The organism is Streptomyces sp. BB1-1-1, from assembly GCF_031597775.1.
Classification (GTDB): Bacteria; Actinomycetota; Actinomycetes; order Streptomycetales; family Streptomycetaceae; genus Streptomyces; species Streptomyces thinghirensis.
Map to the genome: position 1 here is coordinate 120,979 of NZ_CP134205.1, position 17,353 is coordinate 138,331.

Consider the following 17,353-nt stretch of genomic DNA (forward strand, 5'->3'; position numbering starts at 1 on the left):
CCGAGGACTCCATGACCCCCGACATCTCCCCCACTCAGCCCAGGCGGCGCAGAAGGCGCCGACTCGTCGTGACCGTACGCGCCCGGCTGGTGATGGTCGCGGTCATCACGGTCGCCGCCTTGATCGGCGCAGTCGCGGTGAACGCGTGGCCGGACTGGCAGCGGCAGGACAGCCTGCGGCGCGACTCGGCCACCGGCCGCCTCGGAGGAGAAGCGAGCCTGCCTCTCTTCGTGGGTGCGCAGAGCGAACGGAAGCTCACCGCGGCGTACCTGGCGCATCCCACGGCCACGAACAAGAAGGCGCTGGACAAGCAGCGGCAGTTGACCGACCAGGGCATCGCGAGCTTCAAGACGCTGTCCGGCACCACGCTCAAGACGGACGAGCGGCGCCGCTGGGAGTACGTCGAGGACATCTACACGCGGCTGGAGAAGCTCCCGCAGACCCGGCAGGGCGTCGACGCCCGTACGGAGACCACGGACGAGGCCACCGGCTACTACACCGACCTCATCGCGCGGATGATCGCCTTCTATCAGGCCCTGTCCGCGATGGATGACGGGCCGCTCGCGCTGGAGACCCGACCGCTCGTTGGCCTGTTCTGGGCCAGTGACGCGCTCGCCCAGCAGGACACCCTGCTGGCCGCGTCCGTGCCGTCCGGCCGGATGACCCCCGCCCGCCGAACTGCGTTCGCCTCCGCCTACGGCACGCAGCAGGTGATGTACGAGCGGTGGATCGCCCCATACCTCCCTGCGGCGGAGAAGGCGCAGTACGACGCCATCGTCGCCAGCGCGGACTGGAAGGCGCTGCTGCGCGCCGAGCAGGCCGTGATCAACGCACCCGACGATGGTGACGGCGCCGACCTGCAGAACATCACCGCGCTCAAGGACTGGGACGGAACCTACGCCCGGGTCAGCCAGAAGGTTGCCGCACTGAACCTGGCCCGCACTCAGGGGCTGCTCGCCCACGGCTACCAGCGGGCGGACGAAATCCGGGCCCAGGTGCTCTGGCTGGTGGGTGGCAGCCTGCTCGCCATCATCGTGATCTCCGCGCTGATCGTCGGCCTCCTGCGGACCGTCATCCGGCGCTCCCGCCAGGTCAGCGCCCAAGCGACAGCCGTGGCGACGGAGCACCTGCCGGCCATCGTCGATGCCCTGCAGCACGGCCAGGCTGCCGACATCGCCCTTCTTCCGGGGGAACCCGCCTACGTCGGGGATGAGTTCACGCGCATCGAGAGTGCGGTTCATTCCCTGGCTCACCAGGCCGCCGACGCGGCCCTCACGCTCTACCAGGAGCGACAGGGGTTCCAGCGGTTCAGCGGCATGGTCGCCACCCGGGCCGCGGGCCTTTCCCGCACCCTGCTCACCGACCTGGACGCCCTGCAGCAGCGGTACGACTCCGATCGCGAACTGGTCGGCCACCTCTACGCGCTGGAGTACACCGCCACCCGCGAGCGACGCCTGCTGGAGAACCTCCTGGTCCTCTCCGGGGGGTACCTGGACGAGGACTCCGACCGTCCCCTGTACATCGCGGACATCGTGATGAGCGCGATCAGCGAGAGCGCCGGCATGGGGCGAACCCGAGACGACGTGCGCGCCCAGGCATGGATCAAGGCCGCAGCGGCGCCCGAGCTGATCCACCTGCTGGCCGAACTCATCGAGAACGCAGTGAAGTTCTCCCCGAAGGAGTTTGAGGTCGTCATCCGTGTCACGGGCACCTCCGCCGGCATCGCCATCGAGGTCGAGGATCGCGGGCAGCCGATGTGGCCGGGTCACCTCGCCCAGCTCACCGCCCGTCTGGCGCACACCCCGCTGTACCGGGAGCTGACGGAGACGGACCAGCTCGGGCTGTTCGTCGTCGGCCAGCTCGCTCAGCGCATGGGCCTGACGGTGACGCTGCGGGACTCCCCCTACGGCGGGGTGACGGCCATCGTGCTGGTGCCCTGGGCCCTGCACGCCGAAGCCCCCGACCAGCCGGAGACCAAGTCCGCTCCCGCAGCGTCCGAGCTCGTCACCAGAAGCGGCCTGCAGCTCCGTCGGCCCCAGGAACCCACAACGGCACTGGGCGGGGCGCAGTCCCCGCCCCAGACGGCTGCCTTGCCCGCCCCGCGCCCAGCATCGGCCGGCGCGGACGGACAACTCCCTGAGCGGCACCCGGGTACTCACCTGGCCGCGCAGCTGCGCGCCGACGCGTCGGAGGGCTCCACCCCGCCGGCCACTACCACGCCCCCGCCCTCCGCCGCGCACGACGGCGGCATGTTCGACGCCCTCGACGACATCAAGCACACCAACCCAGGAGATCAGCGATGAGCCTCATGCAGTCCCCGAACACCGTGGCCCCGAAGAAGCCGGGCGAGGAGAAGCAGTTCGACAACCTCCGCGACCAGCTCGCGACGAACGTGCCCATGGCCATCGGCATGCTGCTGCTGTCCACGGACGGCCTGGCTCGGTGCGCGTACGGGCTGCCCGACGGCCAGGACGACACGCTCGCCGCTGCCGCCTCCGGCCTGGCCAGCCTCGCCAACGGAACGGCTAGGGCGCTGGAAGGCAACACGTCCAAGTTCAAGCACGTCAACCTCACGCTGGAGCGCAATCACGTGATCGCCACGACGTGTGGTGAGGGATCCGTGCTGGTCGTGGTGCTCCCCCTCGACGCCCGCCTCGGTGACGCCATGCGCGAGACGGTTCGCATCGCCGGCGCGTTCAAGCCCCGGATGGACACCGCGCCCCGCGCGGCCGGGAGCTGACCACGATGGCCCCGCACCGCGGGGTCCGTCCCTTCACCTGGACGGCCCCGCGCCTGGCCGCACCGAGCGCGGAAGACGGCAGGCGGATCACCATGCAGACCCTGATTCGTACGACCGCACCACCGGACCGGCTCGCCAGTGTCCCGGAGAAGTGGCAGACGGTCCTGCGTCTCGCCGACCGTCCCACCGGCATCGCCGTCGCTGAGATCGCCGCCAACCTCCGCATCAAGCTCACCCCCACCGCTGCCCTTGTCGCCGAACTCGAGAACCGCGCACTCGTCACCCACCAAGGCCTCGTCGGTGACAACGGCCCCGACACCGAACTCCTCCTCAGAATCAGGACCGGACTTGAAAACCTCTGATCACCGCGACCCGCCCGCGCAGAGCGTGAAGATCCTCATCGCCGGAGGCTTCGGCGTCGGCAAGACCACGCTGATCGGCGCCATCAGCGAGATCACCCCGCTGCGCACCGAGGAGCGCCTGAGTCAGCTCAGTACCACCGTCGACGACCTGGCCGGCACGCCGGACAAGGACACGACGACCGTCGCCATGGACTTCGGCCGGATCACCTTCGACTCGGACGTGCTCATGCTCTTCGGCACCCCGGGGCAGGACCGGTTCTGGTTCATGTGGCCGGACCTCGTCGAGGGTGCCAAGGGCGCGATCGTCCTGGTCGACACCCGCCGGCTCGAGGCGTCCTTCCCCGCCCTCGACTTCTTCGAGGAGAAGGGCGTGCCGTACATCGTCGCCGTGAACTGCTTCCACCGGCAGCAGGACTTCAACCGAAGCCAGATCGCCGCGGCCCTCAAGACGGTCGACGAGGACGACGTCGTCATGATCGACGCCCGTGAGCGCGCCTCCGTACGCGACGCCCTGCTCGCCGTGCTCGACCGGGCGATCTCCCGGTCCCGCGCCGCCACGACCGCATGACCATCGCTGACCAGCCCTCGACCGGGAGAAGCCATGCAGAACAGCACCGCGCCCACCAGCTCCCTTCGCTTGTTCGACGACCGCGTGCTGGCCGACCCGTACCCCGCGTACGGCGCCCTGCGGTGCACCGGCGCCGCCGTGCACCTGGAGGAATACGGCGTGTGGGCCATACCCCGGCACGCCGACCTCGACGCGATCCTCAAGGCCCCGGACGTCTTCAGCTCCGAGGGCGGGATAGCCCTCACCGCCCTCGCCAACCGGGAGATCCTCGCCGGTACGGTCCTCGCCTCCGACGGTGCGCAGCACGCCAAGCTCCGGCGCGTCCTGTCCAAGCAACTCGCTCCCCGCGCGATGAAGGCCCTGGCCCGCCGGATCACCGACCGCGCCGAACGCCTGGTGGACCAGTACACGCAGCCGGGCCGGTTCGACGCCGTCGCCCTAGCACGCCACATGGTCTGCGACACGGTGATGGAGCTGATGGGCCTGCCCGACGCGGACAGAAGAGTGCTGTTGTCCGGCGCGGCGGCGACGTTCGACGTGTTCGGCCCGCACGGCGACCGCTACCAGCAGGCGCTGCCGCTGGCGTCCCGCATGGTCGAGATGCTCCACGAGAAGCTGATCCGCGAGAACGTGCCCTCCGAATCGTGGATGGGGGCCATCTTCGAAGCCGTCGATGCCGGGCAGATCGAGGAGGACGACGCCGTACCGCTCGCCTCGGCCTACACGGCCGCGGCCATCGACACCACCGTCCTCGGCCTCGCCGACTGCCTCGTTCAACTCGCCCGGCACCCGGAGCAGTGGCAGGTCCTCCGCCGCGACCCCGTCCGCTGGGCCACGCCCGCCTTCCACGAGGCTCTGAGACTCGAGGCCCCGATACAGGGCTTCGGGCGGCTGCTGACCAAGGACGCCGACATCGGCGGCGTCCACCTGCCCGCGGGCGACCAGGTGTGGCTGCTGTACGGCTCCGCCGGCCGTGACCCCCGCCACTGGGGCGACGAAGCCGACGAGTTCAACGTCAGGCGCCTGCGTAACCACCAACACCTCGCCTTCGGCGGCGGACCGCACCTGTGCGCAGGCATCCCGCTCGCCGAGCTCCAGGCGCGAACCGTCCTGCGGGCCCTGGCCGCCCGCTGCTCCCACCTCACGCTCGACGGCGAGCCGGTCCGCGTCCTGAACAACCTCCTGCGCGGCTACAGCAGCGCGCCGCTCGCCGTCGAACTCGCCCCCCGCCCGTCCGCCTCCGGCGCCCCGGCCCGCTCGACCGAGACGTGCCAGCAAGGAACCGTGACATGACCCTCGCAACCCTCGTGACTCGCACCGCTTTGGAACCGGAACCCGATCTCGCCCTGGCCCCCCGGCCGCGCCGGGTGGGGCCCGACTGGGAGGTCCTGCTCATGTCCGAGCGGCTCGGCCGGCTCCTGACGAGCGCCCTGGCGGGAAGACCTGCCCGGACCGCTCCTCTGGGCTGGGTCTTCGCGCACGCCGGGCAGTGGGGGATCTTCCTCCCCCCGGAGTCCGACGAACCCGCCTGGCCGCCGGACACGACCTACCTCCAGGCGGGCACCAGTCTCACCCTCCCCACGCCCGGAGCCCGGCCAGACGCGTGGACCGGCGCATCCGGATGGGTGAGCCGGGACGGCAACCGGCTCAGCCGACCGCTGCTGGTCCACCCCGTCCTCACATCCCTCGCAGCCGACGCATAGGGCCCCGCCTCCGCTGCCCAACAGCAACACCCATAACCGCAGCCAGCCGACCCGGAGACGCGCCGGCCACCCGAGCGCACCGCAGACACCGAAGCCGATCCGCACCGTCTGACCAGGAGACGTCCGTGCAAGCCCTCAGCGCCCCACCTTCCACGAACCAGACCCCCGAGCGGCGCAGCCCCCTGTACATCGCCCCCCTCGCGGGCGAGTTCGAGTGCGACGTCACCGTGCTGTTCGACGAGAACGGGCACGTCTACTTCGCCGACGAACGGCCCGAGGACCGCGACGTCGACGGCCTGCTCTGGGAGCGGTGGGGCGGGAGTCCGACCGGCGAGCCGGACTGGGCCGCGCACCACCCCGCGCGTCAGCGCGAGGTCATGGACGGGCGGCCGTTGTGCGGGGTCTGCCAGGGCGACCCGGACCGCGACGAACGCGGAACGCTCTGGCTCCTGAACGCCGATGAGAACACCCAGGCGCTCGTGTCCTTCCCCACCAGCATCACGACCGCCACGCCCGCGGTCTGCGTCCCGTGCGCCCGGCGTGCCCTGCGCGCGTGCCGGGAACTTCAGGGCGGGTTCATCGCTCTGCGCGTGCGCGAAGCCCCAGTCATCGGCGTGCGGGGCACCCTGTACTCCCCCACCGACCCCCACCCGCAGCCCAACCAGGTCGTCCGCTTCGGCGATGACGCCCTGCACCGGCTGGTCGCCCGCCAGCTGATGCGCGAGCTGACCAACGCCGAACTCGACGTGACCACCCTGGTGGCGGCTGACTTCCCCACGGCCTGCCCAGCCGGGGTCGCGCTGTCGGGCCCTGGCCCGGTGTGGGGGTGACCACGATGCACAAAGCGGCACTCTTCGACCTGGACAGCACTCTCACCGACCACGCAACGGCCTTCGCCAGGTGGGCGGAGGAGTTCTGCGCTTCCACCGGCATCCCCTTGTCCGCGCTGATGAGAGCCGAGACGCTCCATGGCGGCGCCCGCCACGCGTTCTTCGCCGACCTCAAGAACACCTTCGGACTCCGGCGCTCCATCGCGTCCCTTCACGCCGACTACCGGCGACGCTCCGCCGAGCTCGTGCCCTACCGCCCCGAGGTCTGCACCGCCATGCAGCAACTCGCCGACGAGGGCTGGGAACTGGGCGTCATCACGAACGGATCGCCCGACGCGCAACGCCGCAAGCTCGAAACCGCTCACCTGACCCGCTACTTCGCCTCGGTCGTGATCTCCGGCGAGTACGGCATCCGAAAGCCGGACGAGGCCCTGTTCCAGGTCGCACTGGACGACCTGGGCGTCGACAATCCCGCCCACGCGGTGATGACCGGCGACAGTCTCATCGCCGACATCGGCGGCGGGCAGCACGCGGGGCTGCGCACCGTATGGATCGCCAATGGACGTACCCGCCAGCACCTCGACCCGGAACCCACCCACGTGGCGCACGACGTGGTTGAGGCGGCCACCTGGCTGCTCGCCAACCCGCCCCGTCCGGAACGACCCTCTCCCCTCGCTCTTGTGGGCGGGTGATTCACCTGTGCGAGGCAAGGACATCGCCCGGCTGGCCACCTTCCTGATCGCCGTCGCGGTGATCACCACCGCCGCGCAGCTGCCCACCCCGCTGTAATCCGCGCCGAAGCGAGGCCGCGCAGCATCTGCTCCGCCGGCCTCACCGCACCCCGTGGCTCCCGCGATCCGCGGGCGTCGAGCCGCACGACACGACAACCACCGCGGTCCCCCCGCAGGACCATCGAACAGAACGGACTTCCATGGCTGGGCGTATCGAGGACTACGCACTCATCGGCGATCTCCAGACTGCCGCGCTCACCGGCCGCGACGGGACGATCGACTGGTTGTGCCTGCCCCGGCTGGACTCGGAGGCCGTGCTCGCCGGACTGCTGGGCACCCCCGACAACGGCTACTGGCACATCGGGCCGTCGGTGCCCGAGACCAGCTCGCGCCCCGCGGCCGACCGCCGCTCCTACCGCGGCGACACGCTGATCATGGAAATGGAGTGGGACACCCCGACCGGCACGCTGCGCGTCACGGACTTCATGCCGCCGCGCACGCACGCCGACGACACGCCGCGCCTGGTGCGGATAGCCGAAGCCGTCACCGGAACCGTCGACGTCGATGTCGCCCTGTCCTTGCGCTTCGACTACGGCAAGGTCGTGCCCTGGGTTCAGAAGACCGCTGACAACCGCACCCGCGCGGTCGCCGGCCCCGACGCCGTCTGGCTGGATACCGATGCGGAAACCCACGGCGAGTCGCTGACCACACGCTCCCGCCTCACGCTCGCCGAGGGCGAGCGCAGTACCTTCACTCTGAGCTGGCAGCCCTCCTACAAGGGCGCGCCCGACAAGCTCGACATCGACCAGGCCTTCGAGGACACCGAGAAGTTCTGGACGGACTGGGTCTCGCGGTGCACCTACAGCGGCCCTTACCGGGCCGCGGTCATTCGCTCACTGATCACGCTGAAGGCACTGACGAACCCACTGACCGGAGGGATCGCCGCCGCGGCGACCACGTCGCTGCCGGAAGAGATCCGCGGTGTCCGCAACTGGGACTACCGCTACGTCTGGATCAGGGACGCCGCGAAGATCCTCTCCAGCCTCATGCGGGCCGGTTACCTCGACGAGGCCCGCGCCTGGCGCGAGTGGCTGCTGCGCGCGGTCGCCGGCGACCCGGAGAACCTGCAGATCATGTACGGCATCGCCGGGGAGCGCGAGATGCCGGAGACCACGCTTCACTGGCTCGTCGGCTACGAGGGGTCGGCACCGGTACGCATCGGCAATGGCGCCGCCGGCCAGCGCCAGCTGGACGTGTACGGCGAAGTGATCGGGACCCTGCACCTGGCCGCCCTGTTCGGTCTGGAACGCGACGAGACCAGCAACACCCTTCTGACCAAGCTCGTGGAGTCGGTCGAGACGCACTGGCGTGAGCCTGACGCGGGCATCTGGGAATCACGCGGTCCCGCCCAGCACTTCGTGCACTCCAAGGTGATGGCCTGGGTCGCGGTCGACCGGGCCGTCAAACTCGTCGACGACGGTCATGCCGACGGCCCCGTCGAGCAGTGGAGGACGCTGCGAGACACCATCCACCACGATGTCTGCACCAACGGATACGACGCCGAACGCAACACCTTCACCCAGTACTACGGCAGCCAGGACCTCGACGCCGCGCTGCTGCTCATCCCCCAGGTGGGCTTCCTGCCGGCGGACGACGAGCGGGTCATCGGCACCATCGAGGCCGTCCAGAGGGAACTCTCCACCTCCGACGGGTTCGTCCTGCGCTACCCGACCAACGGTGACGACGTCGGCATGGACGGGCTGCCGGGTGACGAGGGTGACTTCCTCGTCTGCGCGTTCTGGCTGGCCAAGGACCTGGCAATGATCGGCCGCTACGCCGACGCACGCACCCTGTTCGAGCGCCTTCTCAGCCTGAGCAACGACGTCGGGCTGCTGGCCGAGGAGTGGGACTCGAAGCTGCAGCGGCAGCTCGGGAACTTCCCGCAGGGCTTCAGCCACTTCGGCGTCGTGGAGGTAGCCCTCGAACTGGAACTCTGTGACCAGCGGGCATCGCTCCCCGCGCTCGAGGGAGCGGCCTGATGAGTCGGAACGCTCTTGCCGAGGGCTCGCCCCCAAGGGGCGCCGCGCCCGTTCCGGGTCCCGCAGGTGGCAGCTTCGTGGCCCCCCAGGGCGTCGTGGTCGTGACCGCCGACCGCATCGATCGAGCCTGCCATGACGCTCTGAAGTCCCACTACGAGCGCCACCCCGACGTCCCGGTCGTCCTGATGGCCGACCTCGTCGGCGCTCACGACATCGTCGCTGTCGCGCCGTACGGCGTGGCAGCGGTGGTGCGCACCTCCGAACTGCACGACGACCCGGACCTCCTTCAGCGCGTGAAGGCTCTGGCCGCCGATGGCGGGCACCGCCTCCCGCCTGGACTGGGAAGCAGCATTCGGACCGCCGCGGCCGAGCCGACGCGTCAGCAAACGCTCGGGCAGCCCGGCATCCTCTTGAAGCCCTCGGAGGTCGACGTCCTGCTCCTCGTGGCTGAGGGGCTGACGCGTATGGGCATCGCCCGGCGGCTCGGCCGAAACCCCGAGCAAGTCCGGTCCACGCTCAAGAACATCTTCGTTCGGCTGGGCGTACACCAGCGGGCCGAAGCAGTCGCTTACGCCGCCCGCGCGGGCCTTCTGTGGACCATGTCCGACCGGGAGGCACGGTGAGTCCTCTGCCCCCTCAGCCGGCATCCGTCGATGCTCCCGTTGCCCCTTCCTCGACACCGGCGCCCTCCCTGCGCGGACACCGCAGCTTCCGGACCTACTGGCTGGGCGAGGCAACAGCCCTGGCCGGCTCGTCGGTCTCCGCAGTCGCGCTCCCGGTGATCGCAGCGATGGAACTCGACGCCACTCCGGGCCAGGTCTCCACGCTCGCCTCCGCCATGATGGCGCCCGCGTTCCTCCTCGCGCTGCCCGCTGGCGTCGCGGGCGACCGCTTCTCCAAGAAGCAGCTGATGGTGGGCACCGACCTCGCGGCGGCCGCGGTGGTCACGGTGGTCCCCGCCTGCTGGGCCACCGGCACCCTGTCCATGCCGGTCCTGTACTGCGTGGCGCTCCTGCTGGGGGCGCTGACGGTGCTGCACCAGGCCGCGGCGATCGCCATCGTGCCCGAGCTGGTGGAACCCGAACTCCTGCCCGATGCCAACGCCCAGGCGATGGCGGCCTTCGCCGTCGCCGGATCCGCCGGAACCTACGTCGGGACCGCCGCGGTCAGTCTGCTGGGCGCCGCCCGCTGCCTGCTCCTGGACTCCGCGTCCTACCTGATCAGCGCCTGGTGCGCCTCGCGTATCTCCACCGTCCACGCAGCCCAGCATTCAGCCGTCCCGCACGCCGGGATGATCACGTCGATCCGTGAGGGCATGGCGCACGTACTGCGAGATCCGCTTCAGCGGCCCCTGGTCCTGACGATGGCCTACCACGCGTTCGCCGAGGCCATCGTCACGACGTACTTCGCGTACTACCTGCTGACCGAACTCGACTACGGCGACATCGGTCTCGGACTGGTGCTGGGCGCGGTCGGGGTCGGCAGCCTCGTAGGCGCCCTGGGTGCCAGCCGGATGGTGCGCCGGCTGGGACCCGGAATGGTCCTGCTCGTCGGCTTCGCCGCGTACCCCATATGCGGGATTCCGCTCCTTCTCGCCCGCTCCGGGCACGGATGGTTGATCACCTTGGTCGCCGCCAGCGCCGTCAAGGCGGTAGCGGTCACGGCGGCGGCCTCCACACAGCGGTCGCTCCGCCAGCAACTGTGCCCATCTCACCTTCAGTCCCGTGTCCAGCAAACCTCCGTGTGGCTGGTTGCCGGGGCCCGGCTCCTGGCGACCCTGGTGGCCGGCGCCGTCGCTGCCGTGGTCGGTGTGTGGGCCGCGCTGCTGACCGGCACGGTGCTCCTCCTCAGCCCCGTTGCACTGCTGTGGGTCTCGCCCGTCCGCCAGCTGCAGGTCATGCCCGGCGGCGCCGCCACAGCGCTGCCCGCTCAGATCAGTCGACCGATGGAAGAAGGCGGAGCCCGTGTCCGCTGATCGCGCTCGGTTCGACGCCGCCTCTTCCCTCGTGCGGCTGCAGAGCACTCGCCAAGCCTTCCCCACGTCCTGTGCCCCCGCATTGAAGGAACCTCCCGTGAAGGTCTCGATTGCACCAGACCGCATCCCCCTGGGCCGCCAGCAACAGGCCGCCGTTCCGCGACAGCGTCCGCGCGCTGAACACCGTGAAGAGGTGTCGGCGGCACTTGACCTGCGCGATCTGCCCTTACGCATCTCGGTGGCGGTGGCGGGCATTCTCCTCGCCGTGCGTGCTCCCCTTCCGGGGCTCGTCCCGACTGGGCAGTACGCCGTCTTCCACACCACCTCCGCACGGCCCCAACCGGTGTGGCCGTGGCCTGAGTTCAAGGTCGCTGGCGGCCCGGCATGACCACTGTGACGACTGCTTTGGACCGTGATGCCGCGGTGTCTCGCCTGGGCTTGCTGCGACGCGCGCAACTGGAGACGGTCCTGCGACGTGAATCGGGCGAGAAGCGGATCGCTCTGTACGTACTGGTCGGCTTCCGGGAGGATCCCGCTCCCCGTCTCGCCGCCGCGCAGGCCCTCGCGACCCGCCTGGGCTGGACGGTCGCCGATCGCACCTTCGACATCACGGGACCGACCGGCCCGGCCACACGCCCTCAGCTCGCCCGGCTGCTCGCCGCGGCCCTGCGCCGGGAGATCCACGGCATCCTCGCCGCCTCCCGGCTCGACATCAGCGACGACGACAAGGAGTACGAGGCGATGCTCGAGCACATCCGAACCCTCGGAGCGGGGCTTGCCCTCGCGCGTGAGGAGAGCGTCCTGTGACCTCACCGAGAACGCCCGCGGCCGCCGTGGCGACACGGAGCCCGGAGTCGACCCCTCCCCCCGGACGCCTCGATCTGCCCTTCATCGAGACAGGCAAGAAGCTCATCGGCGCCGCGCGGGCGAAGTTCGCGAAGAAGGTCGTGGCCGCCTACCGCACCCCGGGCCGCACGGTCACCATCCGGGAGATCTGCGAGGTGACAAACCGGTCCTACGGAGCCATCCATTCCCTCCTGAGCGAAGCCGGGGCCACCAAGCACGGGCGCCGCACCGCCGGCACGGAAGAGCAGGTGAGCTCGTGAACGACCCCCACCAGCCCGAACCGGGCTACCCCGCTCTCGCGGAGGACCTGCTGGACCGCGCGCAACGGGCCAAGGAGCACTGGCGCACACCCGGCGCCGAACGCCTCGGCATGTCACCGCACGCGCTGGCGGCCCTCGCCCAGACCCAGCACGACAACGCCGCCGGGCTGAAGCGGATCGTCGAACGGCTCGGGCAGTGGCCGGGCCGCAGCACCGTGGGGGCGGACGCCTGCCAGGCCGCCGTGGACATCGCGGTGCACGCCGACCACGACCCGGCGCTTCAGCGGACGCTACTTGGTCTGCTCCGGAGAGCCGTGGAAGCCGGTGACGCCACCAGCGCCCAGCTCGCTCACCTGCACGACCGCTGCCTGGTCAACGTGGGGCAAGCCCAGATGTACGGAACTCAGCACTGGTACCGCCCCGACGGGCTCCTCGAGCCGCACCCGATCGCCGATCGCGCGCAGCTCGACACCCGCCGGGCCGGCGCGGGCCTGCCGCCGTACACCGAACAGACCCGCCGTCTGCGTGAGCGGCACGGGCCGCTCGCCTCCTTATCCGTCTCCGCTGCAGCGGAGCCCGCCCCTCTGCCCGAAAGGAACGCGGCATGAACGCAAGCACGATCACCGCGCTGAACTGGAACGTCGAAAAGGGCATCAACTGGGAGGAAGCTGCGACCTGGGTGCAGCTGCAGGACCCGGACATCTTCTTCCAGCAGGAGGTCCAGCCCGGACAGCTCGACGTCCTCGCCGAGCGTCTGGGCATGGACGGGTACATCGCCGTCCACCGGCCCGGCAGCAACAACGACAACGCCATCTTCGTCAAGCGCGGCGGCCCGCTCGCCTTCGTCGAGGAGTACGAGCAGAGCTGGGCCCCCTGGCATGCCCCGGCCAACATCGCGGTGAGACTGCGCGACGACGATGGCACCTTCAGCCCGCGGCAGATCAACTGCGTCAGCGGGCACGCCTGCTACTGGTCCGCCGAGTACCGGCTGACCGAAGCGAAGTGGTGCTCCACCCTGGCCAAGCCCGGCTGGCTCGCCCTCCACTTCTGGGACTGGAACAGCTACCGCGCCGACGAGGGCGGTCCGTGGGAGGACTACGACGACCTCGCCTTCGTAGCCAACCGCACCTACTTCGACGGCGGCCGCCGTCACACCGACGACCGCCCGGACCGCGAGATGCTCGCCGCCGGATACGTCGAGATGGGCCGCCACGCTGCCGAGCACCTCGGTCAGCCGGATGCCCTGAACCCCTCCTCCGGCTACCGCGACCACCCCGGTCGGCCGAAGGGCCCCAGGTACTGCATCGACCGCGGATACCTCAGCGCGGAACTCGCCCCCGCCCTGACCAGCTACACCGTCTGCGACACCCCGGAACTGCGCCGACTGTCCGACCATCTGCCCCTGCGCGCCGAGTTCGACTTCGCGCAGATGCGCACCATCCTGCACCGGCCCGCCGCCATGTATCAGCCGCACGACAACCGGCACGCCGCGTCCGCCCACGGCCACCACCAGGCGGCTGCCGGCGGTGCGGCATGACCATCACCGTTCGGCTGGGTACGTACAACCTGCTCAACGGCGGCGGTGAGCGCTGGCGCGCCCAGGCGGAGTTCCTTCGGGCGCAGAACCTGGACGTCCTGTGCCTGCAGGAGGCGAAGAGGTGGGACGAGGGCGGTCACGCCCGCATGCTCGGCTTCGCCGAACTTCTCGGGATGCAATCCCAGTTCGCTCCGTCCAACAGCCACAAGTGTCACCTGGTCACCCTGTACCGGTGGCCCCGCGTGCGGTGTACGGCGTTCCACCCCGATGTCGCAGAAGGCACCTTCCACCATGCCGTCTCCCGTGCCCACCTCACTGTGGACGGTCACGAACTCACCGTGCTCAACACCCACCTGGCCCCGTTCAACGGCAGCAGCCGCACCCGCGAAGCCGACTGGCTGACCGAGTACGGCGCCGCCGGCCGACGCGTCGTCCTGGCCGGAGACCTGAACGTCCAAGGCCTCGTCGACGAGGAGCTGGAGGACTGGGGAGTCATTCCGGCCGAACTGCACTCCCGCCACCGGTCGCAACTGCCCGACGGCAGCTACGGCGCCAGTGACCGCCTGGCGATGGCCAAGCTCGTGAACGCCGGTTTCACCGATCCTGTCGCGGCGCTCGGCATCCCGGTGCCACGCACGGCCGGCTACTGGAGCGACGCTGAGCGGTGGGACCACCGCTCGGATCACATCCTCCTCGCGCCGGGCCTCGCTCCCGCCCTGACCGGGTGCGAGGTCCCCGATACCGAGGAAGCCCGGGGCCTGAGCGACCACCTGCCGTTCATCGTCACGCTGGAACTGCCGCAGGCGGGGGCAGCGTGATCCACTTCAGGCGCCCTGCCCCTTGTGCCGCCCTCACTGCCGGTGTGGCAGAGCAGACGTGGCGGCCCATGCGGGCGCGCTCCGGCCGCGTCAGCCGGGCGTGGAGACGATCGGACTCTCCTGGTGTCGTCGTGCTGAGTCCGATCCCGGCCGGGGCGTCACGGCCCGTCCCGTTCATCACCCTGCACGAGGGCGCACGACTGTCCCGGCAGTCCCTGACCTCGCCTCGGCCCTGCGGTGCCTGGAGGCCTTCGCCGACGACGCAGTCGCCGAGGTCTCCGACCGCTTCCTGGCCATGGCTCCCTTCGGCCACGCGATCTTCCACTGCGTCCTCACCCCCGCCCGGGTGAGCCCCGCCGCGTCCGCCCACTGTCGAGACCACGAACAGGGATTGCCGTCTGTGACCAATGAAGTGCGCATCGCCTGCTGGAACATCGAGCACAACGGCCGCGGCCGGAGCGGAGGGGAGGACCACCGCGACCTGGCCCGAGACATCCTCGCCTCCATCGAACCGCACATCGTGCTGCGCCAAGAACTGACCGGCGCGTGGGACCGCGGGAAGGCCGACCTGTACGCCGAGGCCAATCGGCTCGGCGGCCTGGTCCCGTTCATGCCCGCGCCGCGGGAGGGGCGCAGCAAGAACCCGGTCGGCGTCATGGTCGACCCCACCCTGTTCCTCATCGACGGCTACTTCGAGCACGACCTGCCGTGGAAGCCGATCTGCAACCCCCGCGTCCGCCTCAAGGGCTGCTCCAAGTCGCTCGACCTCGCCTCGGCGCACCTGTGCCACTACGACCCGGACCTGCGCGCGACCGAAGCAAGGCGGCTCACCACCCTCGCCGATCATGGCCGCAGCGCCCTGGTGGGGATGGACGCCAACAGCTACCCGCGCCAGACAGAGCTGGAGTCCGTGGCGCTCCCGGACTGGGACACGGTCGAGGACCGCGTCCACTTCCAGCACCGCACCATCGAGCGCGACGGCCGGCGTGTCTCGGACACCCGGCCGGACGAGATCCTCTCCGGCGGCAACCCCGTCTTCACCGACCTCGGCCTGCACGCCGGCACCATCCTCGGCCAGCCCGGCGCCCTTGCGGCGACGTCGAGCCTGAAGCGCAACGATCAGGGTCCCGCCCAGCGCATCGACCGCATGTACTGCACTCCCGACCTCGCCCCGGCCCTCCTCGCCTTCGACGTCCTGGCCACCGACGAGGTGCGGGAGGTGTCCGACCATGCCCTGCTGGTCGCGCGCTTCGATCTCGACGTCCTGCGCCAGGTCCTCACACCCGCCCGCTGACACTTCGACCTCTGGGGGAAAGCTCCATGCTCATCAACGCAGCGATCTGCAACTTCGAGAACAACGGCGGCGGCGACCGCGCACTGTGGCAGCGGATGCACGACAAGCTGTCCTCACTCGACCTGCATCTGCTCCTGCGACAGGAGATGTGGAACGCCCAGGACAACGGCAACGACCTCGCGAACGCGGCCGAAACCGTGCTCGGCATGACCGGCCTGATCGGCCCGGAGTGCTGCACCGCCCTCTACCACGACCCGGACCTCTTCACCCCGGTCAGCGAGTACCCCAAAACCGGCCCCGTGTGGGCGCTCCCGCCGACCGTCTGCAGCTTCCAGCTCGCCGGAACGGCCCCCGCCGCGGCCCCGCTGATCGTGGGCTCCTACCACCTCAACTACTGCTCCCCCACGACGCGCCTGGCGGAGGCCGAGTGGCTGACCAAGTGGAACGACAAGTGGGTGAAGGACGGCGACCGGTACGTCCACTACCCCGCGCTGCTCGGCGGCGACAACAACAGCTACCCCGTCGTCGGCACCCCGGGAGATCCGGCCCTGCCCGTCCTGGAGGAGATCCGGGACGAGCCCCACCGGGCGCACCGCTCCTACTGCGGGGCAGACGGCGTGCGCCGGATGGACGACCGACCCGACGACACCCTGCGCACCGCCGGTCTCCAGGACGTCGCCCGCCACCTCGTCGCGGCCACGGGCGACACCAGCGCGGTCGCGCCCACGGTCGACGCCTGCGACACCCACGGCCCGGACGCGCGGATCGACCGGATCTACGCCAGCAAGCAACTCCTGCCCGCCGTCCGCGAGGTCGAGGTCGTCGACATGAAGGGCCTGTCCGACCACCACACGGTTGTGGTGCGCCTGGACCGGGACACCCTCACCGAAATCCTCAACCACCCGCTCACCCGGGCGGCGTGACCGATGCCCACGATGCGAAGCCCGCACCTTCCATGCCCCGCTTCCCGCTGGCGCACATCGCCGCTCCGCTCTGCCGCCCTTCACCTGAAGAGTGCGCTGAGGACTACGCCTGGTTCTGGGAACGCCTCGCCGACCCGAACCTCCTCAACGGCGCGGTTGGTGTGAAGGTGGACGGCGCCGTACTCCTTGCGGTGCCCACCGGCGGTAGCCGCCGCGGCGGCTACCTGTCGGTGGGCACCGTGGCCGATGCCGTGCGCGTCTGGGCTGCCCTGCGGGGCCGGCCCGGATTCCCGCGCGTCCGCCTCGGTCTGTCGGTCCACCGAGACACCTGCCACACCGTCGACTGGGGCCCGGTCCAGCCCAGGGACGACGCCGAACGGGGCCGGCACTTCGGGTACGCACCGTCCGCCATCGACGCCTTCGTTCGCCGCCGCTCGATCCCCGACCGCCCGGCGGCCCAGGTAGAGCACGACTCGGACCAAGGCGACGGGCGGTCCTGGAACCAGGATCCGCTGAAGTCGACGCTCCGCGATCTCGGCGGCTGCCTCGCCGTGATTCTGCTGGGCGTTCTGATCACCCTGCTCGTCTCAGCCGCCAAGGTGAACGCCACCGGCCCCACCCCTACTTCCCCTCCTCCCCCGACGTGGGCGCCAACTTTCCCGGTTGGCGCCACTTCGCCCTCTCCACTGACCTCACGACGATGGGCGGCGCGATGACGAAGCCGGGA

General features: G+C 70.3%; 20 protein-coding genes. All 20 read left to right on the forward strand.

From position 1 onward, the window contains the following. The first annotated feature begins 68 nt into the window (after positions 1 to 68). The 20 genes from RI578_RS41175 (at position 69) to RI578_RS41270 (ending at position 17,342) form a co-directional block, all read left to right on the forward strand. A complete protein-coding gene (locus tag RI578_RS41175; RefSeq protein WP_310876120.1) occupies positions 69 to 2,303 on the forward strand; it encodes a nitrate- and nitrite sensing domain-containing protein in 2,235 nt (744 codons plus the stop codon). After that, positions 2,300 to 2,740, forward strand: coding sequence for a roadblock/LC7 domain-containing protein (locus RI578_RS41180; RefSeq protein ID WP_310876121.1), 441 nt, complete (start codon positions 2,300 to 2,302; stop codon positions 2,738 to 2,740). Before RI578_RS41175 ends, RI578_RS41180 begins: the two co-directional genes overlap by 4 nt. A gap of 5 nt (positions 2,741 to 2,745) precedes the next feature. Then, a complete protein-coding gene (locus RI578_RS41185; RefSeq protein WP_310876122.1) occupies positions 2,746 to 3,102 on the forward strand; it encodes a DUF742 domain-containing protein in 357 nt (118 codons plus the stop codon). After that, the gene (locus RI578_RS41190; protein WP_310876123.1) at positions 3,089 to 3,670 is read left to right on the forward strand and encodes an ATP/GTP-binding protein; all 582 of its coding nucleotides are present in this window, start codon (positions 3,089 to 3,091) and stop codon (positions 3,668 to 3,670) included. Before RI578_RS41185 ends, RI578_RS41190 begins: the two co-directional genes overlap by 14 nt. Positions 3,671 to 3,703: 33 nt before the next feature. After that, positions 3,704 to 4,963: a cytochrome P450 gene (locus RI578_RS41195; protein WP_310876124.1), complete on the forward strand. Its 1,260-nt coding sequence runs from the start codon at positions 3,704 to 3,706 to the stop codon at positions 4,961 to 4,963. Further along, on the forward strand, positions 4,960 to 5,373 hold the full coding sequence (locus RI578_RS41200) for a hypothetical protein (protein ID WP_310876125.1): 414 nt from the start codon (positions 4,960 to 4,962) through the stop codon (positions 5,371 to 5,373). The genes RI578_RS41195 and RI578_RS41200 overlap by 4 nt, the downstream gene beginning before the upstream one ends. Before the next feature lie 125 nt (positions 5,374 to 5,498). Further along, positions 5,499 to 6,203: a hypothetical protein gene (locus RI578_RS41205; protein WP_310876126.1), complete on the forward strand. Its 705-nt coding sequence runs from the start codon at positions 5,499 to 5,501 to the stop codon at positions 6,201 to 6,203. Between the two features lie 5 nt (positions 6,204 to 6,208). Continuing rightward, on the forward strand, positions 6,209 to 6,895 hold the full coding sequence (locus RI578_RS41210) for an HAD family hydrolase (protein WP_310876127.1): 687 nt from the start codon (positions 6,209 to 6,211) through the stop codon (positions 6,893 to 6,895). 239 nt (positions 6,896 to 7,134) lie between these two features. Then, positions 7,135 to 8,973 carry a glycoside hydrolase family 15 protein gene (locus RI578_RS41215; RefSeq protein WP_310876128.1) on the forward strand — a complete coding sequence of 613 codons (1,839 nt, stop codon included), beginning with the start codon at positions 7,135 to 7,137 and terminating at the stop codon, positions 8,971 to 8,973. A gap of 101 nt (positions 8,974 to 9,074) precedes the next feature. Then, on the forward strand, positions 9,075 to 9,596 hold the full coding sequence (locus tag RI578_RS41220) for a LuxR C-terminal-related transcriptional regulator (RefSeq protein WP_310876129.1): 522 nt from the start codon (positions 9,075 to 9,077) through the stop codon (positions 9,594 to 9,596). Then, entirely contained in the window at positions 9,593 to 10,948 is a 1,356-nt protein-coding gene (locus RI578_RS41225) for an MFS transporter (RefSeq protein ID WP_310876130.1), read from the forward strand. Before RI578_RS41220 ends, RI578_RS41225 begins: the two co-directional genes overlap by 4 nt. Positions 10,949 to 11,045: 97 nt before the next feature. After that, on the forward strand, positions 11,046 to 11,336 hold the full coding sequence (locus RI578_RS41230) for a hypothetical protein (protein WP_310876131.1): 291 nt from the start codon (positions 11,046 to 11,048) through the stop codon (positions 11,334 to 11,336). Continuing rightward, positions 11,333 to 11,755 (forward strand): hypothetical protein, encoded by a 423-nt coding sequence (locus RI578_RS41235; RefSeq protein WP_310876132.1) that lies wholly within the window; start codon positions 11,333 to 11,335, stop codon positions 11,753 to 11,755. The genes RI578_RS41230 and RI578_RS41235 overlap by 4 nt, the downstream gene beginning before the upstream one ends. Continuing rightward, on the forward strand, positions 11,752 to 12,054 hold the full coding sequence (locus RI578_RS41240; protein ID WP_310876133.1) for a helix-turn-helix domain-containing protein: 303 nt from the start codon (positions 11,752 to 11,754) through the stop codon (positions 12,052 to 12,054). The genes RI578_RS41235 and RI578_RS41240 overlap by 4 nt, the downstream gene beginning before the upstream one ends. Continuing rightward, on the forward strand, positions 12,051 to 12,662 hold the full coding sequence (locus tag RI578_RS41245; protein WP_310876134.1) for a DUF6624 domain-containing protein: 612 nt from the start codon (positions 12,051 to 12,053) through the stop codon (positions 12,660 to 12,662). The genes RI578_RS41240 and RI578_RS41245 overlap by 4 nt, the downstream gene beginning before the upstream one ends. Continuing rightward, complete coding sequence (locus RI578_RS41250; RefSeq protein ID WP_310876135.1) at positions 12,659 to 13,591, forward strand: hypothetical protein; 933 nt, start codon at positions 12,659 to 12,661, stop codon at positions 13,589 to 13,591. The genes RI578_RS41245 and RI578_RS41250 overlap by 4 nt, the downstream gene beginning before the upstream one ends. Then, entirely contained in the window at positions 13,588 to 14,409 is an 822-nt protein-coding gene (locus RI578_RS41255) for an endonuclease/exonuclease/phosphatase family protein (RefSeq protein WP_310876136.1), read from the forward strand. The genes RI578_RS41250 and RI578_RS41255 overlap by 4 nt, the downstream gene beginning before the upstream one ends. A 400-nt stretch (positions 14,410 to 14,809) precedes the next feature. After that, on the forward strand, positions 14,810 to 15,703 hold the full coding sequence (locus tag RI578_RS41260; RefSeq protein ID WP_310876137.1) for an endonuclease/exonuclease/phosphatase family protein: 894 nt from the start codon (positions 14,810 to 14,812) through the stop codon (positions 15,701 to 15,703). A gap of 26 nt (positions 15,704 to 15,729) precedes the next feature. Continuing rightward, complete coding sequence (locus RI578_RS41265) at positions 15,730 to 16,626, forward strand: endonuclease/exonuclease/phosphatase family protein (RefSeq protein ID WP_310876138.1); 897 nt, start codon at positions 15,730 to 15,732, stop codon at positions 16,624 to 16,626. Beyond that, a complete protein-coding gene (locus RI578_RS41270) occupies positions 16,623 to 17,342 on the forward strand; it encodes a DUF6302 family protein (RefSeq protein ID WP_310876139.1) in 720 nt (239 codons plus the stop codon). Before RI578_RS41265 ends, RI578_RS41270 begins: the two co-directional genes overlap by 4 nt. Positions 17,343 to 17,353 lie beyond the last annotated feature (11 nt).